Genomic DNA, 23091 nt, shown 5'->3' on the forward strand with positions numbered 1-23091 from the left:
CCAGTGCAGTTCTCTAAACTCAGGCTGACCGGCTTCAAAAGCTTCGTCGACCCGACCGACCTCTATATCCAGAACGGGCTGACCGGCGTGGTCGGCCCCAACGGCTGCGGTAAGTCGAACCTGCTGGAGGCGCTGCGCTGGGTCATGGGCGAGAACCGCCCCACCTCGATGCGCGGCTCGGGGATGGAGGACGTGATCTTCGCCGGCGCCGCCACCCGCCCGGCCCGCAACTTCGCCGAGGTGTCGATCCATATCGACAATTCCGACCGCCTCGCGCCCGCCGGCTTCAACGAGGCCGACCATCTCGAGATCGTCCGCCGCATCACCCGCGACGCGGGCTCGGCCTACAAGGTCAACGGCAAGGATGTCCGCGCCCGCGACGTCCAGATGCTCTTCGCCGATGCCTCGACCGGCGCCCATTCCCCGGCGCTGGTGCGCCAGGGCCAGATTTCCGAACTGATCAACGCCAAGCCCAAGGCCCGCCGCCGCATCCTCGAGGAGGCCGCCGGCATCTCCGGCCTCTACCAGCGCCGCCACGAGGCCGAGCTGAAGCTCAACGGCGCCGAGCAGAACCTGACCCGCGTCGACGATGTCATCGAACAGCTCGCCGCGCAGCTGGCCCAGCTCGAACGGCAGGCCCGGCAGGCCGCCCGCTACCGCAAGATCGGCGAGGAACTGCGCCACGCCGAGGGCCTCCTCCTCTACCGCCGCTGGAAGGAGGCCGACGAGGCCCGCGCCGCCGCCGAGGCGCAGCTTCGCGAGCGCACCTCCGATGCCTCCCGCGCCGAGGCCGCCGCGCGCGAGGCCGACCGCCTCCGCGCCACGGCCGAGGCCGCCCTGCCGCCCCTGCGCGAGGAAGAGGCCATCGCCGCCGCCATCATGCAGCGCGTGCAGGTCGCCATCGACTCGCTCGACGAGCAGGAGGCCACCGCCCGCGCCCGCATCGAGACGCTGGAATCGCGCATCACCCAGCTTGCTCGCGACATCGAACGCGAGGAAAGCCTCAACCGCGACGCCGGCGAAACCATCGCCCGGCTCGAGGAAGAGGCGCAGGAGCTCGAAGACGCCTCCGAAGGCCACGAGGAACGGCTCGCCGAGGCCGCGCAGGAATCGCATGATGCCGCCGCCATCCTGCAACAGCGCGAGACCGATCTCAGCCAGCTGACCGAGGACGTGGCCCGCCTCTCCGCCCGCCACCAGTCGGCGCAGCGCACGGTCGAGGATTACCGCAAGACGCTGGAGAAAAGCGAAAGCGAGGCCGCCCGCGCCCGCACTGCCGCCGAAACCTCGCGCGAGGCGCTGGACAAGGCCAAGACCGATTACGACACCGCCCAGCAGGAAGAGGCGCAGGCGGTGAAAACCGCCGAGGCCGCCGAGGAAACCCTGACGCTCGCCGACGAGGCCCGCGCCGAGGCGCAATCGCGCGAGGCCGACGCCCGCGCCGAACGCTCCGAGGCCGAGGGCGAGGTCAACGCGCTCTCTGCAGAAGTGTCGGCGCTGGCCCGGCTGGTCGACCGCGACACCGCCGAGGGCGGCCAGATCCTCGATGCGCTCACCGTCACACCGGGCTACGAGAAGGCGCTTGGCGCCGCGCTCGCCGACGACCTGCGCGCGCCCGAGGTCGAGGCCGACGGCCCCTCCGGCTGGACCCGCCTGCCGGGCTACCCCGAGGCGCAGCCGCTGCCCGATGGCGTCGCGCCGCTTTCCGATCACGTCACCGTGCCGGATGTCTTGCAACGCCGGCTCAGCCAGATCGGCCTTGTCGAGCCCGAATTCGGCCCCCGCCTTCAGGCCGAGCTCCTCCCCGGCCAGCGCCTCGTCAGTACCGAGGGCGACCTCTGGCGCTGGGACGGCTACCGCGCCTGGGCCGAGGATGCACCCTCGGCCGCCGCGCTCCGCCTGCAACAGCTCAACCGGCTGGAAGAACTCAAGCAGCAGCTCGCCCATGCCACCGCCCGCGCCGAGGGCGCCAGCGGCGCGCATGAAGCGCTGCGCAAGCGGCTTGCCGAGTTGACCGAGGCCGACAAGCGCGCCCGCGAGGCCCGCCGCGCCGCCGATACCGCCGTCAACGACGCCAGCCGCGCCCTCTCCCGCGCCGAGGCCGATCGCAACCTCGCCCAGTCGCGGCTCGAATCCCTCGGCCTCGCCGTCACCCGGCACGAGGAGGAGGCGCTGTCGGCCCGCAAGGCGCTCAACGAGGCCGAGGCGGCGCAGAACGCGCTGGAAGACCTCGACGAGGCCCGCGCCGGGGTCGACGACGTCAAGATGACGGTCGAGGCCGCGCGCATGACCATGATGGCCCGGCGCTCCGCCCATGACGAGCTTCGCCGCGAAGGCGAGGCCCGCGCCAAGCGCGCGCAGGAGGTGGCCAGGGAAGTCACCGGCTGGCGCAACCGCCTGGAAACCGCCGAAAAGCGCAGCGCCGAATTGGCCGAGCGCAAGACCGCCTCCGAGGAGGAACTGTCCGAGGCACAGGCCAAGCCCGCCGAACTCGCCGCCCAGCGCGACGACCTCTCCGGCCAGATCGCCAGCGCCGAGAAGCGCAAGGCCGAGGCCGCCGACGCGCTCTCCACCGCCGAACGCCGGCCGCGCGAGGCCGTCGCCGCCGACCGCGACGCCGAGCGCGCCGCCTCCGACGCGCGCGAGGCCCGCGCCCGCGCCGAGGCCCGCGCCGAAGCCGCCGTCGAGGCCCGCGACCACGCCGCCGAGCGCATCGAGGAAGAGCAGGAGACGACCCCCGCCAAGCTGCTCGACCAGCTGGAAGCCGACCCCGACGACATGCCCGGCGCCGAGGCCATCGAGGCCGATGTCAACCGCCTCAAGCGCCAGCGCGACGCGCTGGGCGCCGTGAACCTGCGCGCCGAGGAGGACGCCAAGGAGGTGCAGGAGGAGCACGATTCCCTCACCGCCGAGAAGGCCGACCTCGAGGAGGCGATCCGCACCCTGCGCAGCGGCATCGCGTCGCTGAACCGCGAGGGGCGCGAGCGCCTGCTGACTGCCTTCGAACAGGTAAATTCCAACTTCACCATGCTGTTCCAGCACCTATTCGGCGGCGGCGAGGCCAACCTCGTGATGGTCGAAAGCGACGACCCGCTCGACGCCGGGCTCGAAATCATGTGCCAGCCGCCGGGCAAGAAACTGGCCACCCTGTCGCTCCTTTCGGGCGGCGAGCAGACGCTGACCGCGCTGGCGCTGATCTTCGCGGTCTTCCTCGCCAACCCGGCACCGATCTGCGTGCTCGACGAAGTCGACGCACCATTGGACGACGCCAATGTGGGCCGCTTCTGCGACCTGCTCGACGAGATGTGCCGCCGCACCGAGACCCGCTTCCTGATCATCACCCACCACGCCGTGACGATGAGCCGGATGGACCGACTCTTCGGCGTCACCATGGGCGAAAAGGGCGTGAGCCAACTCGTTTCGGTCGACCTCAAGAAGGCCGAGCAGATGGTGGCCTGAGGGGGCCGTGCCGCTTCGCTAAAATCTTAGGCTTTCCTTCATTCCGGGCCTGCACACTCCGCCTCGCTGCAAACCTTTGCAGTGATTGGAGGTGAAGCCTCTGACCGAGGAAAACTTTCGGAAATGGATGGTCATCCTGGCGGCGGGAACGCTGTTGGCGACGATCATCAGGCTTTGGCTTGGGATCTGATCCCCGGCCAAGGAAAGACCCCGCAGAGTAGCAGCTCTGCGGGGTCGGTTTCGAGGGGCGAAGCCACCGAAGAAACAACTTTCGTTCTTCCGTTATGATGCGATTTTTCTAACAGGAAGTAAACAACGCGCCCTGGCCCACGGTTAATCCGCGCGTTGAGCGAAAGGACTCACCCGACCGCCCGGTTTTTTTGCGCGCAATTTTAGGCTTTCCTTCATGCCTCGCCCCCACACTCCGCGTCGCTGCAACCCTTTGCAGTGTCTGGAGGTGAAGGACCTGAGCGAAAATGATTTCCGAAAGTGGATGGTGATCCTCGCGGCGGCAACGCTGATCGTGACCGTCATCCGCCTTTGGATCGGGGTCTGACCCCGAAACAAGGAAAGACCCTGCGGAGGCACAACTCCGCAGGGTCGACTTTTAGGTGATGAACCTGAAAGCGATTTCCGATACCCTTTGATAATGTGATTTTGCTTACGAAAAGTAAATACGCCCGCGCCAAAGGTGGTTAACCCCGCCCCGGCGCAACGCCCGGGCCCTTAAGCGCGCCGCAGCCGACGAAAACACCGACGTAATACCGACAAAATACCGACGTGATACCGACAGGGCGTTTCGAGAAAAACAGCCACTTAACCCTGATTCGCCCTAGGGAAGCGGCCCCGTCTGGTACAGCTTCACCTTCAGCCCCCCATGCGCCACCGGCGGGCCGCCCGGTTTGAACGGCAGCCCCGTCGCCTTGGCCAGCCCGCCTTCCGAGGTCACGATCCCCACGCGCCAGCCCGAAAACCGCTCCTTCAGCGTCTTCCCCAGCGCGCCGTAAAGCGCATAAAGCAGCTTCCTGTTCCCGATCCGCCCGCCATAGGGCGGGTTGACCATCACAAGCCCTGGCGGGCCCTCGGGCCGCGTCCGCTCGCTCACCGCCATCTGCTCGAACCGGGTGAACGCCGCCACGCCCGCCCGTTCGGCGTTCGCGATGGCCGATCTCACCGCGCCCGCATCCCGGTCGCTGCCATGGAAAACCATTTCCGTTCCACCACTTGGCGCCTGCTTCATCTCGGCCCAGGCGTCCGCGTCGAACCCCGCCAGATCCTCGAACGCGAACCGCCGCGACCGCCCGGGGTGCAAGCCCGCGGCCATCTCCGCCGCCTCGATCACAAATGTGCCCGACCCGCACATCGGGTCGACCACCGGCTCCGCCCCGCTATACCCGCATTGCCGCAGGAACAGCGCCGCCAGCGTCTCGCGCATCGGCGCCTTGCCGACCGCCTCCTTGTGGCCCCGCCGGTGCAGCGGCTCGCCGGACGTATCAACCGAGAAGGAGCAGAAATCATCCTCGATCCGCACCATTACCCGCAGCCCGGCCTTGGCATCCACCGTCACGCCCAGCTCTTCCGCCAGAGCCCGCTCCACCCGCTGCCCCGCCGCCTTGTCGTGGTAGATGCGCGAGCCGTGGCAGGTGGCCTCGACCTTCACCGGCACGTCCGGCCGCAGCACCTCGCCCCACGGGAACTTCCGCGCCCGCTTGTCGAGCTGCGCGAGGTGCATCGCCCGGAACCCGCCGATCCGCGCCAGTACCTTCCCCGCGCCGCGCAGCACCAGGTTGGCGCGCCACACCTCCGGCCAGCCGCCCTGCACCGTCACGCCGCCCGGCACCTCGCCGGTCACGTCGAACCCGGCCGCGCGCGCCTCTTCGGCCAGCACGGGCTCCAGCCCCGGCGGCGCGGCCAGGAATATCTCGAACACCTCTCCGCTCATCGGCCCCTGCTTCTTGGGAAAAATACTCCCGGGGGTTAGCACGCCGCCCGGAAACGCTCCAGTGGAGCGTTTCGCGTGCTAACGGGCAGAGCCCCCAGCTTCACAATCGGTTCAGCAGCGCCTGCGTCGGCCAGGCATCCGCCGGCATCCCCAGCTCCTGCTGGATATCCTGCACCGCCGACCGGGTGCCCGCGCCGAGGATGCCGTCGATCTCGCCCACGTCATAGCCGCGCGCCGCCAGCTTCTGTTGCAGCGCCTTCATCTGCGCGCCCGACAGCCCCGGCTCGGGATTGCCCGCGTCGAAGACCGGCCCGCCTTCCAGCCGGTTGGCGAAATAGGCCGCCGTCAGCACGTAGGTGAACGACTGGTTCCATTCGAAATAGACCCGGAAATTCGGATAGGCGAGGAAGGCCGGCCCCTTGTGCCCCTCGGGCAGGATCAGGCTGGCCTGCAGGTTCCGCTGAAGCTGCCCGTGCCGCGGCGTGACACCGAGGGCGGCCCAGTCCGCCCCGGATTTCTGCGTCCGCAGACCGGATTGCGACCAGTCCATGTCCTGCGGCACCTCGACCTCCTGCAGCCACGGCTCGTTCGCACGCCAGCCCAGCGATTGCAGCATCTTGCCCCCCGACATCAGCGCGTCCGGCGCCGAGGTCTTGAGGCTCACGCGCCCGTCGCCGTCGCCGTCGACACCGTTCTCGATGATGTCCTCGGGCAGCATCTGCACCATGCCGATCTCCCCGGCCCAGGCGCCGGTGGTGGTGGCCGGGTCGAAATTGCCCCTCTCGTAAAGCTCGAGCGCGGCATAGACCTGCGGACGGAAGAGCTCTGGCCGGCGGCAGTCATGGCTGAGCGTCACCAGCGCATTGAGCGTGTTGAAATCGCCCTGGAACCCGCCGAAATCAGTCTCGAACGCCCAGAAGGTCAGCAACACGCCGCGGCTCACGCCGAATTCGCGCTCGACCCGGTCGAAGACCTGCGAATATTGCTCGGCCTTCGCGCGTCCGGTGTTCAGCCGGTTCTGGCTGATCAACTGCCGGGCGAAGTCCGAGAAGGGCTTCTGAAAGAACCCCTGCGCCCGGTCGGCGTTGATCACCGACTGGTCATGCCGGGCCGAGGCGAAAAAGCTGTTGACGGTGGACGGGTCGTGCCCGCGAGAGATGGCTTCCTGTTTCATGGCGTCTACGAAACCGGCAAAGGAGCCGCCGCATGGCTGTGACGCAGCCCCGCCCGCCGTCAGGGTCAGGGCCGCGATCAGGAAAAAGGGTTTCATGAGTACCTCGGTCAAATGGTCATTGCCGGACAAACCTAGGCCATCGGCCCCGCCTTGCAAACCTGTTTGCACGCTAGCCGGCAAACAACAGCGCCCCTGCGACGGTCAGCGCCAGCCCCGCGCCCCAGACCCGCCAGAGCAGCCGCACGGTGGCGTCGATCTCGTCCGCGCCGATCATCTTGCGGCCGGCCTCGTGGACGAAGGGAAAGTCGCGCATCCGCCCGTCATAGGCGCGCGGCCCCGACAGGGCGACGCCGAGCGCGCGGGCCGCCGCCGCCTCGGGCCAGCCGGCGTTGGGCGAACGGTGCTGGCCCGCCTCCCGCACGATGGCGGGCCAGTCGCCCAAGGCACCGTGCAGCGCCGCGATCATCGCCGCCGTCAGCCGGGCGGGGACAAGGTTCAGCAGGTCGTCGAACCGCGCCGCCGCCCAGCCGAACGCCTCGTAGCGGTCGTTGCGATAGCCGATCATGCTGTCGGCGGTGTTGGTGATCTTGTACAGGAGCAGCCCCGGCAGGCCGAAGACCAGGAACCACAGCGCGGGCGCGATTACCCCGTCGCTGAAATTCTCCGCCGCCGACTCGATGGCGGCGCGGGCAATCGCCGGCTCGTCCATCGCGGCGGTGTCGCGGCCCACGATCTGGGCCACCGCCATGCGCCCGTTGCCCACCGAGACCCGCAGCGCATCGGCCACCGCGCCGACGTGCTGGGCCAGCGATTTCTGCGCAAGGAAGATGGCGGCGACAATGACCTCGACCAGCCAGCCCAGCTCGGCCAGCGCGGCACCCAGCAGGATGGCGCCCAGCGCAAGCCCCGCCATCACCAAAACGCCCTTGGCCCGCCGCCCGGTGCCGGCATTGAACCGCCGGTCGCACCAGCCCACCGCCCGGCCCATCAGCACCGCGGGATGCAGCAGCCTGTCCCAAAGCCAGCGCGGCTCGCCCAGCAGCGCGTCGAGCGCCATGGCCAGCGCCAATACTGCGGCGGTGCTCATATCGCCTGCTCCACCCGGCCCCACTGGTCCGGCGCGGGCAGGCCGAGGCGCAGCCAGCCGTGATAGTCGGGATAGGTCCGGCTCCACACCCGCGCCTGGGCCAGCCGGTCCTGCCACGCGAAGGCATCCTCCGCCCGGTAAAGCCGGAAGAGCGAGGTGCCGCCCACCACGCTTGCGCCCGCCCGCACCATCAGCGCATCGAGATGTGCGGCATCCTCGTTCAGCCGTGTGCGGGTGTCGGCGGCCCAGCCCCGGTCGCCCAGCACCTGCGTGCCGATGGTCAGCGCCGGGCCGGACACCGCCAGCGGCCCCAGCCGTGCGGCAAGCCGGTCGATCAGGTCCTGCGGCCCGATGGCAAAGCCCAGCCGCAGCCCGGCCAGCCCCCAGAACCGCCCCAGGCTCTTCAGGATCAGCGTGCCGGGCCTGTCCGCGTAGCTGACCAGAGACTGGTAGGGCGAGACATCGGCGTAACTCTCGTCGATCACCGTGAAGGGCGCGCCGAGGTCGTCGGAGGAATACCAGGTCCCCCTGGGATTGTCGGGATGCATCAGCACGCGGGCATAGGGGCTGTCCTCGCCCTCGGTCCAGCCATGGGCGGCGAAGGCGTCGGTGTGGCGGGTCCGGACGGGGGTGGGGATATGCACCCGGCGCGCAGGCAGAAGGCCGGGGATATGCGCGATCAGGCTCGCCGTGCCGGGCGCGGCCAGGATGGCGGCATCGTCCGGCACGCCCCAGAATTCCCGCGCGGCCTCGGTCAGCGCGTCCTGCGCCGCGCGGCCGGGCAGGGCGGTGCAGGCCTGCGGGTCGAGCGGGGGCACGGGGTAGGACACCGGGTTGATGCCGGTCGACAGGTCGACCCACTCCTCGCGCCGCCCGCCATGTCGCGCCATCGCCGTGTCGAGCCCGCCATGGTCGCGCGCCCCGGTCATGGCCTAGCCCTCGCCCGTTTCAGTATCGGTGTCGGAGTCGGTGTCGGGCAGGGGCGGGTGACGGGTGATAAAATGTCCCTTAACCTCTTGCGGCCATTCCCGGAACGGCACGCGGCCGGTCTCGCTTTCGGCATGCATCTCGGCATAGGCGACAACGGCCTCCGCCGCCGCCTCGGTCGGCTCGAACCGGCCCAGCGTATAGGCCAGCTTGCCCGGCGCCTGGATGGCGATGTTGCAGCCATGGGCACAGCCCATCAGGCAGGACACCCGGCGCGTGCGCACCCCGCGGCCCGCCGCGTGGCGCTCGACAAGCTCGGCCATGTCCTCGCCATGCGGGCGCTCATGGGTCTCGGCGTTCCAGTCGTCGCGCTTGCAGGTGTCGCAGATGGTGATCCACGTGGTCATGCGCTTCATCCCTTCCCGTTACGGGATGTGTTGAAACGGATTTGATCCGCCCGCACAAGGCCCGCACGCCCCGGAATGCCACGAAACTTTAACGTTTTGTAAACACTCCCGCGCAACGCACGGTGCGGGGCGATCCGAAAGCGCCCTATTCCAGCCGCGTCACCACCTCGGAACTGCGCTCCAGCGTCCGGTGAACGGGGCATTTGTCGGCGATCTCCAGCAGTCTCTGCCGCTGCTCCTCGCTCAACTCGCCCTCCAGCCGGATCACCCGGCGGAACCGGTCGGGCTTGGCGCCCGGCTGGCTGGCATCCTGCGCATGGACCTTGTCATGGCAGACATCCACGCTCACCCCCTCCAGTGGCCAGCCCTTGCGGCGGGCATACATCCGGATGGTCATCGACGTGCAGGCACCCAGCCCCGCCGACAGGAACCCGTAGGGCGTGAGCCCCTTGTCGGTGCCGCCATAGGCCTCCGGCTCGTCGGCCAGAAGGTGATGCTTCGGCCCGGCATTGACGTCCTGCAGGAAGCCGTCGGGATCGGCCTCGGTCACCCGCACCACGCCCTCGGGCGCGCCGGGCGGCGGGCAGGGGGCCTTGAGGTCGAGATAGCGGGCCGCCCAGGCCGCGATCACCTCGGCGGCGTATTCGGCATCCTCGGGGTTGGTAATCAGGTGATCGGCCTCGCCCAGCGTGACGAAGCTCTTGGGGTGTTTCGCGGCAAGGAAAATATCCGAGGCGTTGCCGATCCCCACCACCGCGTCGCGCGGCGCGTGCAGCACCAGCAGCGCCCGCTTCAGCCTTGCGATCTCGTCTTCCAGCTTTTCGGCCTTCACATCCTCGACGAACTTCTTGCCGATGCGGATCGGCCGCCCGCCCAGATGCACCTCGGCGGCGCCCTCGGCCTCGATCTTCTCCAGCGCGCCGCCGAAATTATGCATCACATGGCCCGGATCGAACGGTGCGCCGATCGTCACCACCGCCTTCGAGCTATCGATCTGCCTTGCCGCCTTCAGCATCGCCGCCCCGCCAAGGCTGTGCCCGATCAGCAGCGACGGCGCCATGCCCCGCCCCGCCAACGCCTCGGCGGCCAGCACGAGGTCCTCGACATTCGACGTGAACGAGGTGTTCTCGAACTCGCCCCCGGAATGGCCCAGCCCGGTGAAATCGAACCGCAGCACGGCGAACCCCGCGCCCGCCAGCCGGGCCGAAATGCGCCGTGCGGCGGGAATGTCCTTGGAACAGGTGAAGCAATGCGCGAAAAGCGCCGTGGCCAGAACCGGCCCCTCGGGCAGATCGAGCCGCGCCGCCAGCTCGTCGCCCGAATGACCGGTGAAGGTGAAACGTTCGGTCGGCATCGCCATTCCTTTCCTTGGACAGGCTCAAAGGGTAGGAAGCCCGCGTGGCCCGCACCAGACATGTAACGGCGCTGTCACGTCAAGGTGAGATGGTGAAAACACTCGTGAGGATCATGGCGGCGCTGGCGCTGGTTGCGCTGGGCCTGAGCTTTGCCGGCGCACTGCACCCGGTGGGCGACAGCCTTGCCGTGTTCCGCCTCGCGATTGCCGTGCCGGCGCTGCTGCTGGTCCTGGGCACGGGCCTGTCGCGCGGCTGGCGGCTGGCGGGCGTGGCGCTCTGCCTTGCCGGGGTGGGCAGCGTGATGGGCCACAAGCTGCCGCTGGCCGAGCCGGGGGCGCTGAGCGTCTACCAGAAGAACATGTTCCACCGGAATTCCGACATCGGCGGGCTGGCGCGGGATATCCTCGCCGTTTCGCCCGATATCGTCACGCTGCAGGAAGTCTCGGTCGAGAACGAGGCGCTGCTCGACCTGTTGTGGGAGGCCTACCCGACCCAGCATCTCTGCCGCTACACCCGGCGCAGCGGCGTTGCCGTGCTGACCCTCCTGCCGACCTCCGGCACGCCTTTCTGCAGCGACGAGATCGGCCTTGCGGTGGTGCAGGTCGACACCGCCAGCGGGCCCGTCCGGGCGATGTCGCTGCATTTCGCCTGGCCCTACCCGGGCGGGCAGCCGAGACAGTCCGACTGGCTCACCCGCTACCTCGCGCAGGGCGACGGCCCGGCGATCATGGGCGGCGATTTCAACATGGTGCCCTGGTCGGACACCCTGGATGACATCGCCGAGGCCGCCGGCTTCACGCGCGCCGGCCCCTCGCGCCCGACCTTCCAGCTCGGGCCCTTTCCCCTGCCGATCGACCATGTATTCGCCCCCGGCGGCGGCCGGGTCGAGCTGCGCGGCCTGTCGGGCAGTGACCATCGCGGCCTGCTCGCCCGGGTGTCGCCGGCCGAGTAGATCAGGCAACTCTTCTAAAAATGCGCGGCAGATTCCCGGGCGCCCCGGCGCCGGTTTTTTACTTGTCTTAACCGGCATGGGCCACTCTGGCCACGGGATGGAGTGGAGTGCGCTGTGCGACTGCATTTGAAGCATATACGCGATGTGCGGGTGTTTGCCGCGGCGGTGACGGTGGTCGCCCTCGCGGGGAATTTCGTTCTGCACAGCCTGATGTACCCCAGGGATCTGGACGGCGAGCTGCTGTTCGCGGGGTCGGTCATCACCGTGTCGCTGGCGCTGCCGATCTCGTTCTTCATCGGCTTGCGGATGCGCGATATCTACCGCCTCACCATCCGGCTGGAGGTCGCGCGCGACCACGACCCGCTGACCGGCGCCCTGACCCGGGCGGCGTTCCACAGCCGCGCCGCCGGGCTGGTCGGCGCGCCGGCGACGCTGATCATCTGCGACATCGACCATTTCAAGGCGTTCAACGACCGCTTCGGCCACCTTGCCGGGGATGCCGCCCTGCGCCACGTGGTCGAGGTGCTGGGCGCCAATTGCCGCAAGGGCGACCTGATCGCCCGCTTCGGGGGAGAGGAGTTCCTGATGCTCCTGCCCGGCACCACGCCGGAGGAGGGCGGGCGCGTAGCACAGCGGCTGTGCGAGCGGCTGCGCGTGACCCCCGTGCCGGTGGACGGCACGGAAAGGCCCGTGACCGCCAGCTTCGGCGTGGCCGAGGTCAGGACCGCAAACGACCTGGTCACGGCAATCGCGCGGGCCGACGGGGCGCTCTACGCCGCCAAGGACGAGGGGCGCAACCGCGTCTGCCGGGCCTGAACACCGGGCCTACGCCTCGCCCATCAGCGCCCGGTCGAACGGGTACCGCGTCAGGTTCTCGTAGCCGTCCTCGGTGATCAGCACCTGGTCTTCCAGCTTGATCGAGAAGTCGCCCCCGACCTCTCCCACCAGCGCCTCGACGCAGAGCGTCATGCCCGGCTCCAGCGGATAGTCGAACGCCCCGGCGACGGCCTTGTCCGGATAGGCGACCAGCGGCCACTCGTCGCACAGCCCCACGCCATGCATCAGGCAGCCGTATTTCTGCGCCTGGTACTTGTCGTCCAGCACATGGGTCATCGCGGTCAGCTCGGGGATGGTGACGCCGGGTTTGAGCATCTCCATGTTGGTCATGATATGCTCATGCGCGTGCTGCATGGCATGGATCATGTCGGGCCGGGGCGTCTCGTCGCCGATCCACCAGCTTCGCGAAATGTCGACGCAGATGCCGTAGCTGCCGATCAGGTCGGTGTCGAACGAGATGATCTCGTTGTTTTGCGCGATCCGCGGCCCGCATTCCTGGAACCACGGGTTGGTGCGGGGGCCCGAGGCCAGCAGCCGCGTCTCGATCCACTCGCCGCCGCGGCGGATATTCTCGGCATGCAGCACCGCCCAGATATCATCTTCCGAGGTCTGGCCGGCGGGCACGTTGGTGCGGGCATAGGCCTCCATCGACGCCACCGCCACCTCACAGGCGTGGCTGGCACAGCGCATGGCGAGGATCTCGTCGGGCCCCTTCACCGCGCGGGCCTTCTCGGTCACCTCCTCGCCCTCCATGATCTCGAGCCCCTGCGCCTCGAGCGCGCGCAGCCCGTGCAGCATGACCTTGTCGACGGCCAGCCGCGTGTTGCCCGGCGCGTGCTCTTCCAGCACCACGCGCACCTCGTTCGCGAACACGTCGGCGGCCACGTCCACCTTGTCGCCCCGGTCGAAGTAGAACAGGTCCGCCCCGCTGCGCTGTTCCCGAACCAGCGGGTTGAAGCTGCTCAGGAAGGGAGAGTTCTTGTAATCCCACATCACCATGTAGCCATCGGCACAAAGCAGCAGCGCCCGGAACGGGTTATGCGTGTTCCAGAGCTGCATGTTGGTCGAGTCGGTGGCGTAGCGGATGTTGAGCGGGTCGAAGACCAGCAGCCCGGCATAGTCGCGGTCCACGATATGCCGCGTCAGCCGCTCCCACCGGTAGCGCCGCATCGCCTGCAGGTCGGGCAGCTGCAACCCCGCCGTCTCCCACTCGCGAAAGGCAAGCTGGGTCGGCCCGATCTCGATCCGGTCGGCGTCGTTCGGGGTGTTGTCGCCCAGCTTGGCACCGCGGCCGGGGTCGATCTTGCGGGTGTCGCGGTAATGGGTGTTCATCTGGCTGGTCTCCTCGCTAGGACCAGCCTGCCCCGGAAAATGTCACGGGCGCGCGACCGAAAGCGACGCGACCCATGTCGGATTGAGGCCCTTTGCCGGCGCCGGGTTTCAGCCGCCGCGAACGGTATCGATCATCAGCTGCACGTTGTCGGGGTCCGCATCCGGGGTGATCCCGTGGCCGAGGTTGAAGATATGCGGCCCGCCCCGGAACGCCTTCACGATCTGCCGCGTCTCGCGCACGAGGTCGTCGCCGCCGGTCACCATGTGCGAGGAATTCAGGTTCCCCTGCACGCAGCCCGAGACCTGCACGTTCTCCGCCGCCCATTCCGGCGTCACGGAATCGTCGACCGCCACGCAATCGGCCCCGGTGGCCTGATGGAAGCCGATATATTTCTCGCCTGCCTGCCGGGGGAAGGCGATGACCGGAATATCGCCATGCCGCGCCTTCAGCTCGGTGACGATGCGTTTGGCCGGCGCGGTGGCGTATTTGTCGAAATCCTCGCCCGACAGCGAGCCCGCCCAGCTATCGAACAGCTTCACGCATTCCGCCCCGGCCTCGATCTGGGTCGAGAGATACTCGATCGTCGCCTCGGTCAGCCGGTCGAGGATCGCCTCGAAAAGCGGCCGGTTCTCGGCCTTGAGCGCATGGGCCGGCCCCTGATCCGGCGTGCCGCGCCCGGCGATCATGTAGGTGGCCACCGTCCAGGGCGCCCCGGCAAAGCCGATCAGCGTGGTATCAGACGGCAGGGCGCCCGACAGGTTGCGCACCGTCTGGTAGATCGGCGCCAGCGTCTCGTGGATGTCCGAGGCGGGCTTCAGCGCGTCGAACTCCGCCTGCTGCGTGATCGTCGAAAGCCGCGGCCCTTCGCCCGTGACGAACCACAGATCGGCCCCCAGCGCCTGCGGCACCAGCAGGATATCGGCGAACAGGATCGCCCCGTCGAACCCGTAGCGGCGGATGGGCTGAAGCGTCACCTCGGTCGCCAGGTCGCTGTTGTAGCACAGCGACAGGAAATCCCCTGCCTCGGCCCGGGTGGCGCGGTACTCGGGCAGGTAGCGCCCGGCCTGCCGCATCATCCAGATCGGCGGCACCTCCTGCGCTTCGCCCGCCAGCGCCTTCAGGATCGTCTTCGTCGCAGCCATGGGGGGCCCTCCCTTTCGGGCACGTGGTTCTCTCCCCTCGGCGGCAATGTCAAGCGCCGGGGCGCTTGCCAGTGCGGCAGCGCGGGTCTAGACCCGGCGCCATGAAATACGATCGGCCCTCTCCGACCCGCCCGCTCAAACTCGGCACCCGCGGCTCCCCGCTGGCCTTGGCCCAGGCGTATGAAACGCGCGACAGGCTGGCCGCGGCGCATGACCTCGCGCCAGAGGCGTTCGAGATCGTGGTCATCAAGACCACCGGCGACAACCGCGCCCTGATCGCCACCGACACGCCGCTCAAGGAGCTGGGGGGCAAGGGCCTCTTCACCCGCGAGATCGAGGAGGCGCTCCTGTCGGGCGAGATCGACATCGCGGTGCATTCGATGAAGGACATGCCCGTCGAACAGCCCGGCGGTCTGGTGCTCGACACCTACCTGCCGCGCGAGGACGTGCGCGACGCCTTCGTCTCGCCCGGTGCGACAGGGCTGGCGGACTTGCACGAGGGAGCCAAGGTGGGCACCTCGTCGCTGCGCCGGCGGGCCCAGGTGCTGGTGCGCTATCCGCATCTCGAGGTGGTCCAGTTCCGCGGCAACGTGCAGACCCGCCTGAAGAAGCTCGAGGATGGCGTGGCGGCCTGCACCTTCCTGGCCATGGCCGGGCTCAACCGGCTGGGCCGGGCCGACGTCGCCCGCGCCGCCATGGCGCCCGAGGAGATGCTGCCGGCGGTCGCCCAGGGCGCCATCGGCATCGAGCGGCGCAGCGACGATAGCCGCGTGGCCCACATGCTGGCGGCGATCCATGACGGGGTGACCGGCCAGCGGCTGGCGGCGGAACGCGCCTTCCTCTCCACGCTCGACGGCTCCTGCGAGACGCCGATCGCAGGGCTGGCCGAGCTGGATGGCGGCACGCTGCGCCTGCGCGGCGAGATCCTGCGCCCCGATGGCAGCGAATGCCTGTCCGACGACGCCACCGCCCCGATCGAGGACGGCCCCGAGCTGGGTGCCGAAATGGCGCGCAAGCTGCTGGAACAGGCGGGGCCGGGCTTCTTCGACTGGCGAGGGTGAGCGCTCTTCACGCCCTTGCAGGTGCGCCTCGCGAGGCCGCCTGAAAGGGCGGATGAGCGGCGCCGTCAGGGCAGGACTTTGCCCGGGTTCATGATCCCGTTGGGGTCGAGCGCCCGCTTGATCGTGCGCATCACCTCCATCGCCACCGGGTCCTTGTAGCGCCCCATCGCCGGCAGTTTCGAAAGCCCGATCCCGTGCTCGGCCGAGAACGAGCCGCCAAGCGCGATGGTCTCCTCCTCCACCGCCTCGCCGATGGCGCGGTGAATGCCGGTATCCGTCGTCTCGGGCCATGCCGCGAAATGCAGGTTGCCGTCGCCCATATGCGCCACGTGCAAAAAGCCGATCCCCGGATCGAGCGCCTTGGCCCGCGCCTTGGTCCGCTCCAGCAGCTCCTGCATCCGGTCCAGCGGCACGGCGATGTCGTTGTCGACAATCGGGTCGCGCAGGCGCGACACCTCCGCCGCCGCCTCGCGCCGCGCCCACATATCGGCCCGCTGGGCATCCGACTTGGCGACCACGGCATCGAGCACCGCACCGTTTTCATAGAGCCGTCCCAGCACCTCCTCCAGATGCGCGGCAATCGGCACCTCGCCATCCGGCCCCGGCTCGGCATCGCGGGCGGCCAGCGCGCCGACTTCAACGAGGATATTGACTTCGTGCCGCTCCTCGAAGGGCGGGCGGGCGTCGGGGAAGCGCTTGAGATGCGCCTCGATATAGGCGCCGGGCATGTATTCGAACGCCTCCACTGCGCCGCCGGTTTCCGCCTGCAGGATATGCAGCAGCTCCAGCCCGCGCGTCACGTCCGGCGCGGCGACCATCGCCGTGGCATAGGCGCGGGGCTTGGGAAACAGCTTGACCACGGCGGCGGTGATGATCCCCAGCGTCCCCTCCGCGCCGATCAGCAGGTCGCGCAGGTCATAGCCCGAGTTGTCCTTGTGCAGCGCGCTCATCAGGTTCATCACCTCGCCCGTGGGCGTCACCGCCTCGATCCCGAGGCACAGGCCCCGCGTGCTGCCGTAGCGCACCACGTTCGAGCCGCCCGCATTGGTCGACAGCGCCCCCCCGATCATCGCCGAGCCGCGCGCGCCGAAGGTCAGCGGGAAAATGAGGTCATGCTCGCCCACCGCCTCGTGCAGCGACGACAGGATCACGCCGGCCTCGACGGTCGCGGTGCGGCCCGCCGGGTTGATCTCACGAATGGCCGACATCCGGTCGAGCGACAGCATGATCGCCCCCTCGGCCGTGGTCCCCTTGACCAGCCCGGTATTGCCCGAGACCGGCACCACCGGCACACGCGCCTCGTTCGCCAGCCTTACGATGGCGGCGACCTGTGCGGTGTCGGCCGGCTTGACCACCGCAAGCGGGGTCCAGCGGAGCATGCCGGCCCAATCCTGCGACCAGGGGGCGGCGTCCTTTCCGGTCAGAACGTGGTTGGGGCCGGTAACGGCGGCGAGGTCGTCTAGAATGCGGTCTGTCATGGCGGCAATCTGCGTCAGCGCCCGGCCAAGGGCAAGCGGGGAGTGGACAGGCGCCGCAACCGGCTTATCTTGCCGGACAGACCCGCTCCGGAGACCGTCATGCGTACCGCCCTTGCCCCGCGTTCCCTCCTCGCCCTGCTGGGCCTGCTGATGCTGACCGCCACGGCCGCCTTCTCCGCACCGCGCGACTGGCAGTTCGCCTCGATCGACGGCGGCACGCTGTCGCTCGACGACTGGGCGGGAAAGCCGGTGCTGGTGGTCAACACCGCCTCGCGCTGCGGCTTCACGCCGCAATATGACGGGCTGCAGGCGCTCTACGACACCTACCGCGACCGCGGTTTCGCCGTGCTCGCGGTGCCCTCGCAGGATTTCAAGCAGGAACTCGCCAGCGACGAACAGGTCAAGGATTTCTGCGCGATGAACTTCGACCTCGACCTGCCGATGACCACGATCACCCCGGTGCTGGGCGATGGCGCGCACCCGTTCTACCGCTGGCTGGCCGACACCGAAGGCTGGCAGCCGTCGTGGAATTTCAACAAGGTGCTGATCGCGCCCGACGGCTCCGTCGCGGGCACGTGGGGCTCGGCCACGGTGCCGGAATCGCCCGAGATCACCAGCCGGATCGAGGCGCTTCTGCCGCGCGGATCAACCCGGCGAAAACCCGGCCAATTCGGGCTTGACGGGGCCGCCGGGCTGCCTTACCTAGCGCCACGGTCCGGCGGAGTAGCTCAGTTGGTTAGAGCAGTGGAATCATAATCCATGTGTCGGGGGTTCAAGTCCCTCCTCCGCTACCAACCCCCACAACAGTCTAAACGATCACCCCCACGCCTCACCGCGTAGTGAAGTCGCGCGCCTTCGGCCGGCGTGTCTGCCACCAGTATTTCACCGTCCCCGCCGACCAGTTGTTGATGATCTTGCCGGTCGCGGTCTTGTACCAGCTCGTGCAGCGCCCCGCCCATGCCGTGCGGGCCAGTTCGCGGGCCTGCGCCCGGCGGTGCCGTTGCAGGGCCTCCGGCGTGACCTCGATCCGGCGCGCGCCGCGCCAGCGCAGCCGGGCGATGGCGCGCAGCACGTAGTGGACCTGGCATTCCAGCATGAAGATGATCGAGTTGTGGCCGAGATTGGTGTTCGGGCCATACAGCAGGAAGAAATTCGGGAAACCGGGCACCGCCATGCCGAGATAGGCCTCCGGCCCATCGGCCTGGTCCCACGTGTCGGAGAGCCTCCGGCCATCACGGCCCTCGACCGTCATCCCCGGCAGGAAATCCCGCGCGTGAAAGCCGGTTGCCAGCACGATGCAGTCGGCCTCGATCCGCTGCCCGCCCTTCGTCAGCAGCCCCTCCGGCGTCAGCCGGTCGACCTGGTCCGTCACGAGGCTCACGTTGTCGCGGTGGAGCGCCGGGTAATAATCATCGGCCAGCAGGATGCGGCGACAGCCCAGCGGGTAATCGGGGGTCAGCTCTGGTGCGAGCTCTCCTGCCTCTGCCGCGATGTGGCGGCGGTTTGCCTCGGTCTGACGCCGCGACTGGCGCGAGCCGTCGATGAACTCGGGCCAGCTCCGCTCCCATTGCCAGTAGATCGACCAGCGACAGAGCCGTTGCAGTAGCGGAAAGGCCCGGAACCGCCGCTTCTCGCGCTCTTCGAACGGCCGGTCGCCCTTGGCCACCAGCCAGTTGGGCGAGCGTTGCAGCACCGTCAGGTGGCGGGCCACGCGGGCGATCTGCGGGATCGCCTGCACGGCGCTGGCGGCATTGCCGATCACCACGACGCGCTTGCCCGTAAGATCATAGCCCGCGTCCCATTCGGCCGTATGCATCAGCTTGCCGCCGAAGGTCTCGCGCCCCGCGAAGTCCGGGATCATCGGCTGGTTGAGCTGGCCCACCGCCGAAACGAGGAACGGCGCGGAATACGTCGCGCCATCCTCCGTCGTGACATGCCAGCGCGCCTCATCCTCGTCCCAGCGCGCATGGCGCACCCCGGCGCCACAGCGCAGGTTTTCGGTCACGCCCAGCTCGTCGGCCGTGCGCCGGAGATAGGCCAGTATTTCCGGCTGGGGGGCATAGATGCGCGACCAGTCGGGGTTCATGGCGAAGGAAAAGCTGTAGTGATGCGATTGCGTGTCACAGGCGCAGCCGGGGTAGATATTGTCGCGCCACGTGCCGCCCACATCGCCGGCCCGTTCCAGCACCAGCACCCGCAGCCCCGCCCGAAGCGCGTGCGCCGCCATGCCGATCCCGCCGAAGCCCGCCCCGATCACGATCAGGTCGGGGGTAGGGTCGGTGGTGTCTTGTCGAGGTGCCTGCATCCTGCCCGTCTCCGAAGTCTTTCGGCCAAGCTACAGGCTTTCGCGGGAGGGACAATGCGTGCGGCGCCTCGCGTTGGCCCGAACCTGTCGCCGGGCCGATGCGTGCCGGGGGTTTGTGCGCCCGAGGGGCGCCGTCTGCCGCTTAGGGTTGCGTCATCATAGCGGCAGGGTTATGAGTTGATTCATAACTGAATGGATATGAGTCGATCATGCCAGACCCTCACGACATCGTCTTCCGGACGCTCGCCGACCCGACGAGACGCGCCATCTTCGAACGTCTGTGCCGCGGCGGCGAACAGACGGTGGCCTCGCTCACCGATCAGGCCGGCATCTCGCAGCCCGCCGTCTCGAAACACCTTGGCGCGCTGAAGAAATCCGGGTTGGTCGGAAGCCGCCCCGATGGTCGCCGGACGTTCTACGCCGCCCGGCCAGAGGCGCTCGAGCCACTGAACGACTGGGCGAGGCAGATGAAGGGGTTCTGGCAGGCCCGGTTCGACGATCTCGAAGACCTGCTCAGAAGGATGGATCAATGACCGACACGCACCCCGACACGCGCACCGTTGTGGTCGAACGGGACCTGCCGCACTCGCCCGAGAAGATCTGGCGCGCGCTGACCCGCTCGCATCTGATCGGCGAGTGGTTGATGGAAACCGAGTTTGTACCGGAGGTCGGCCACCGCTTCACCTTCTCCGCCGAATGGGGCGAGGTGGACTGCGAGGTGCAGGAGGCCGATCCCCACCGGGTGCTGGTCTACAGCTGGAACGCCGGCGAGCTGCAATCGGTGGTGACATGGACCCTGACCCCCGTGCCCGGCGGCACGAGGCTGAAGATGGAACAGACCGGCTTCAAGCGCGACCAGCCGCGTTACTACGGCGGTGCGCGGGCCGGGTGGCCGCAATTCTTCGACCGGCTCGAGCTGGTTCTGGAACGCCTCGACTGAGCCAAGGAAAGGAGATCGAGATGAGATTGAACAAATGGGTCCGGCAGAGCCATCGCTGGATCTGCATCGTCTTTACGCTGGCCGTGATCTACAACTTCGCCGCCACCTTCGGCGGAGAGGAGCCGCCGGTCTGGGTCTACATGCTGGCGCTGGTGCCGCTGTTCCTGCTGTTGCTGACGGGGCTTTACATGTTCGTCCAGCCCTACGTCTCGAAGCGTCGGGCGCGCGAGTGAGACGCCCCCCCGACACTGTGCCGGAGCCGGGGGCGAAGGGCCTGACGGACGGCCTTGCATCGGGCGTCAGGTCCGCTGCGGTTCAACCGGTGAAAGCATAGGGGCAGGCGGCGATTTCCCCGGTCAGCCAGTCGGTAAAGGCGCGGGTGGCCGGGGTCTGCTCGTGCTGGGCGGGCAGGAGGAGGAAATATCCCTCGGGCAGCGGTGCGGTGTCGCCGAACGGCTCGATCAGCCGCCCGGATTGCACGAGGTCATGGGTCAGCGTGTCGTGCCCCATGGCCATCCCCGCCCCGTTGAGCGCGGCCTCGATCGCCACGACATAGGTCGAGGCCAGGTTGACCGCCCGCTCCTCGCCGAAGCGCCGCCCGGTATGGCCCGCCCAGGATTCCCAGTTGCCCATGATCCCCGCACAGTCGAAAAGCCGCGCCTTCGCCAGGTCGGGCGCGCCGCCCATGTAGTCGGGGCGGCAGACCGGCCGGCAGACATCCGCCGTCAGCCGGGTGGCGATGCCCGACATGTCGCCCGGCCGGCCAAAGCGCACCTCCACCGCCGCCTCGCGCGCCCGGGTTTCCGGGTCCCACAGGGCGGTGACGATGTTCAGCACCAGCCACGGATGCGCGGCGTAGAGCCGGTGAAGGCGCGGGGCCAGCCAGAAGACCGAGAAGGCCATGTTGCATTGCAGGATCAGCGCGTTGCTCTGGTCGCCGCCGGTGAACCGGCGCGTGCCCCGCGCCAGCACCTCGAAGGCCTCGCGCACCGTGGGCAGGTAGTTCGCGCCCGCCTCGGTCAACTGCAGCGCGCGGGTGCGGCGGATGAAGAGTTCGCGCCCGAGATAATCCTCGAGGCTGCGCACATGCTGGCTGACCGCCGACTGGGTGAGGTTCAGCTCCTGCGCGGCGAGGGTGAACGAAAGGTGCCGCGACGCGGCCTCGAAGGCGCGGAGCCAAGACAGGGGAGGGAAGGCATTTCCGCTCATGAGGGACGCACGACATATCCATTAGTTTTCCTAATGGCATGCCGCCGAATCCATCGTTTGTAAAGCGCCGCGCGGGCTGGCACCCTGTGGCAAAGCTGAACAGGAGCCCGAAATGACAAGCGCCGCACAGACCGCCCACACCCCCAACATCTCGCACTGGCAGGAGCGTGTCGAGCTGACCGCCGCCTTCCGCTGGACCGAACGCCTTAACATGCACGAGGCCGTGGCGAACCACTTTTCCCTCGCCGTGAACGAGGATGGGACGCAGTTCCTGATGAACCCCAACCAGGTGCATTTCAGCCGCATCAAGGCCTCCGACCTGCTGCTGCTGGATGCCAACGACCCCGAGACGCTCGAGCTTCCGGGTGCGCCCGATCCCACGGCTTGGGGGCTGCACGGCGCGATCCACCGGCAATGCCCGCATCACCGCTGTGTCATGCACGTGCATTCCATTCACGCGACCGTTCTGGCCAGCCTTGCCGACAGCAGCCTGCCGCCGATCGACCAGAACTGCGCCGCCTTCTTCAACCGCTACGTGATCGACGACGGCTATGGCGGGCTGGCCTTCGAGGAGGAAGGCGACCGCTGTGCCGCGCAATTGCAGGACCCCAAGAGAACCGTGATGATCATGGGCAATCACGGCATCCTGGTGATGGGCGCGACCGTGGCCGAGACGTTCAACCGGATGTACTATTTCGAACGCGCCGCCGAGACCTATATCCGCGCGCTTCAGACCGGCCGGCCGCTGCGGGTTCTGTCGGACGAGATCGCCGAGAAGACGGCGCAGGAAATCGAGGACTACCCCAGCCAGGCCAATCGTCACCTGGCCGAACTGATGGCGATCCTCAACGAGGAAGGCTCGAACTACGCCAACTGAACCGGGGCGCGGGCGCGGCTAGGCGCGCCCCGCCTCCGCCGACAGGGTCAGGGCGCTGACGCCGAGTTTCTTCAGCGCCGCCTCCCATTTCATCGCATCGGGCGTCTCGAACACCAGCTTGGTATCGGCCTCGCAGGTAAGCCAGGCGTTCTGGGCAATCTCGCCCTCGAGCTGCCCCGGCCCCCAGCCGGCATATCCCAGCGTGATGATCGCGTGGCCCGGCCCGCGGCCCTGTGCCAGATCTTCGAGGATGTCGAGCGTTGCGGTCATGGCGAAATCCTCGGTCACGTCCAGCGTCGAGATCGACGAGTGATAGCCGTAATCGTGCAGCACGAAGCCGCGCCCGTGTTCCACCGGCCCGCCGAAATGCACCGCGATATCGCGCGCGTCGTCGCTTTGCGTGATTTCAAGCTGTTCGAGCAGATTGGTCAGCCGCAAGTCATCCGTAGGCTTGTTGATCACAAGCCCCATGGCGCCTTCCTCGGAATAGGCGCACAGGAATATGACCGAATAGGCAAAACGCGGATCGCCCATTTCCGGCATGGCAATCAGCAGCTTTCCGTTCAGGTCGATCTCGCTCAAACCGTATCTCCGCAACTGTCTGTC

At 68.2% G+C, this 23091-nt stretch carries 21 protein-coding genes and 1 tRNA gene; 10 read left to right on the plus strand and 12 right to left on the minus strand.

From position 1 onward, the window contains the following. Window positions 1–3: 3 nt before the first annotated feature. Complete coding sequence (locus tag RLN94_RS12010) at window positions 4–3459, plus strand: chromosome segregation SMC family protein (RefSeq protein WP_350169018.1); 3456 nt, start codon at window positions 4–6, stop codon at window positions 3457–3459. Between the two features lie 832 nt (window positions 3460–4291). Here the strand turns inward: RLN94_RS12010 and RLN94_RS12015 are convergent. The 6 genes from RLN94_RS12015 to RLN94_RS12040 all read right to left on the minus strand — a co-directional run bounded on the left by RLN94_RS12015 (window position 4292) and on the right by RLN94_RS12040 (window position 10350). Next, window positions 4292–5401 (minus strand): THUMP domain-containing class I SAM-dependent RNA methyltransferase, encoded by a 1110-nt coding sequence (locus tag RLN94_RS12015; protein WP_350131725.1) that lies wholly within the window; start codon window positions 5399–5401, stop codon window positions 4292–4294. Between the two features lie 100 nt (window positions 5402–5501). Further along, window positions 5502–6671: a lytic murein transglycosylase gene (locus tag RLN94_RS12020; protein ID WP_350169020.1), complete on the minus strand. Its 1170-nt coding sequence runs from the start codon at window positions 6669–6671 to the stop codon at window positions 5502–5504. 73 nt (window positions 6672–6744) lie between these two features. Further along, on the minus strand, window positions 6745–7662 hold the full coding sequence (gene cbiB, locus RLN94_RS12025; RefSeq protein ID WP_350131719.1) for an adenosylcobinamide-phosphate synthase CbiB: 918 nt from the start codon (window positions 7660–7662) through the stop codon (window positions 6745–6747). After that, window positions 7659–8591 (minus strand): aminotransferase class I/II-fold pyridoxal phosphate-dependent enzyme, encoded by a 933-nt coding sequence (locus RLN94_RS12030; protein ID WP_350131716.1) that lies wholly within the window; start codon window positions 8589–8591, stop codon window positions 7659–7661. The genes cbiB and RLN94_RS12030 overlap by 4 nt, the downstream gene beginning before the upstream one ends. Before the next feature lie 3 nt (window positions 8592–8594). After that, complete coding sequence (locus RLN94_RS12035) at window positions 8595–8996, minus strand: DUF1636 family protein (protein ID WP_350131713.1); 402 nt, start codon at window positions 8994–8996, stop codon at window positions 8595–8597. A 145-nt stretch (window positions 8997–9141) separates the two neighbouring features. Next, window positions 9142–10350 (minus strand): bifunctional alpha/beta hydrolase/OsmC family protein, encoded by a 1209-nt coding sequence (locus RLN94_RS12040; RefSeq protein WP_350131710.1) that lies wholly within the window; start codon window positions 10348–10350, stop codon window positions 9142–9144. A gap of 89 nt (window positions 10351–10439) precedes the next feature. On the opposite strand from RLN94_RS12040, the gene RLN94_RS12045 reads away from it, so the two are divergent. Next, window positions 10440–11303, plus strand: a complete 864-nt coding sequence (locus RLN94_RS12045) for an endonuclease/exonuclease/phosphatase family protein (protein WP_350131707.1) — start codon at window positions 10440–10442, stop codon at window positions 11301–11303. A 114-nt stretch (window positions 11304–11417) separates the two neighbouring features. Beyond that, window positions 11418–12119, plus strand: coding sequence for a GGDEF domain-containing protein (locus tag RLN94_RS12050; RefSeq protein WP_350131704.1), 702 nt, complete (start codon window positions 11418–11420; stop codon window positions 12117–12119). Window positions 12120–12128: 9 nt separating this feature from the next. Here RLN94_RS12050 and dddP read toward each other — a convergent pair whose 3' ends face one another. Next, window positions 12129–13472 carry a dimethylsulfonioproprionate lyase DddP gene (dddP, locus tag RLN94_RS12055; protein WP_350131701.1) on the minus strand — a complete coding sequence of 448 codons (1344 nt, stop codon included), beginning with the start codon at window positions 13470–13472 and terminating at the stop codon, window positions 12129–12131. Between the two features lie 108 nt (window positions 13473–13580). Further along, window positions 13581–14615, minus strand: a complete 1035-nt coding sequence (gene hemE, locus RLN94_RS12060; protein ID WP_350131699.1) for a uroporphyrinogen decarboxylase — start codon at window positions 14613–14615, stop codon at window positions 13581–13583. Between the two features lie 101 nt (window positions 14616–14716). Here hemE and hemC point away from each other — a divergent pair, with 101 nt between their 5' ends. Then, window positions 14717–15676, plus strand: coding sequence for a hydroxymethylbilane synthase (gene hemC, locus RLN94_RS12065; RefSeq protein ID WP_350131696.1), 960 nt, complete (start codon window positions 14717–14719; stop codon window positions 15674–15676). 65 nt (window positions 15677–15741) lie between these two features. Here hemC and RLN94_RS12070 read toward each other — a convergent pair whose 3' ends face one another. After that, window positions 15742–17154, minus strand: coding sequence for an FAD-binding oxidoreductase (locus RLN94_RS12070; RefSeq protein ID WP_350131694.1), 1413 nt, complete (start codon window positions 17152–17154; stop codon window positions 15742–15744). Window positions 17155–17304: 150 nt separating this feature from the next. On the opposite strand from RLN94_RS12070, the gene RLN94_RS12075 reads away from it, so the two are divergent. Together RLN94_RS12075 and RLN94_RS12080 are read left to right on the plus strand one after the other, a co-directional pair. After that, a complete protein-coding gene (locus RLN94_RS12075; protein ID WP_502949402.1) occupies window positions 17305–17910 on the plus strand; it encodes a glutathione peroxidase in 606 nt (201 codons plus the stop codon). Further along, window positions 17872–17948, plus strand: a tRNA-Met gene (locus tag RLN94_RS12080). Before RLN94_RS12075 ends, RLN94_RS12080 begins: the two co-directional genes overlap by 39 nt. Before the next feature lie 35 nt (window positions 17949–17983). Here the strand turns inward: RLN94_RS12080 and RLN94_RS12085 are convergent. Further along, a complete protein-coding gene (locus RLN94_RS12085) occupies window positions 17984–19459 on the minus strand; it encodes a flavin-containing monooxygenase (RefSeq protein WP_350128511.1) in 1476 nt (491 codons plus the stop codon). A gap of 209 nt (window positions 19460–19668) precedes the next feature. Here RLN94_RS12085 and RLN94_RS12090 point away from each other — a divergent pair, with 209 nt between their 5' ends. From RLN94_RS12090 to RLN94_RS12100, 3 genes are read left to right on the plus strand one after another with little or no spacing between them, the layout of a single operon-like run. Continuing rightward, window positions 19669–19992 carry an ArsR/SmtB family transcription factor gene (locus RLN94_RS12090; protein WP_350128514.1) on the plus strand — a complete coding sequence of 108 codons (324 nt, stop codon included), beginning with the start codon at window positions 19669–19671 and terminating at the stop codon, window positions 19990–19992. Then, window positions 19989–20399, plus strand: a complete 411-nt coding sequence (locus RLN94_RS12095) for an SRPBCC family protein (RefSeq protein WP_350128517.1) — start codon at window positions 19989–19991, stop codon at window positions 20397–20399. The genes RLN94_RS12090 and RLN94_RS12095 overlap by 4 nt, the downstream gene beginning before the upstream one ends. 20 nt (window positions 20400–20419) lie before the next feature. After that, on the plus strand, window positions 20420–20632 hold the full coding sequence (locus RLN94_RS12100) for a hypothetical protein (RefSeq protein WP_350128520.1): 213 nt from the start codon (window positions 20420–20422) through the stop codon (window positions 20630–20632). 82 nt (window positions 20633–20714) lie between these two features. Here the strand turns inward: RLN94_RS12100 and RLN94_RS12105 are convergent, their stop codons facing one another. Further along, entirely contained in the window at window positions 20715–21608 is an 894-nt protein-coding gene (locus RLN94_RS12105) for a LysR family transcriptional regulator (RefSeq protein ID WP_350128523.1), read from the minus strand. 112 nt (window positions 21609–21720) lie between these two features. On the opposite strand from RLN94_RS12105, the gene RLN94_RS12110 reads away from it, so the two are divergent. Beyond that, window positions 21721–22485, plus strand: a complete 765-nt coding sequence (locus RLN94_RS12110) for a class II aldolase and adducin N-terminal domain-containing protein (RefSeq protein ID WP_350128526.1) — start codon at window positions 21721–21723, stop codon at window positions 22483–22485. A gap of 18 nt (window positions 22486–22503) precedes the next feature. Here RLN94_RS12110 and RLN94_RS12115 read toward each other — a convergent pair whose 3' ends face one another. Beyond that, window positions 22504–23058, minus strand: a complete 555-nt coding sequence (locus tag RLN94_RS12115; RefSeq protein ID WP_350128745.1) for a YqgE/AlgH family protein — start codon at window positions 23056–23058, stop codon at window positions 22504–22506. Between the last annotated feature and the right edge of the window lie 33 nt (window positions 23059–23091).

The organism is Roseovarius sp. (genome assembly GCF_040223625.1).
GTDB lineage: Bacteria > Pseudomonadota > Alphaproteobacteria > Rhodobacterales > Rhodobacteraceae > Roseovarius.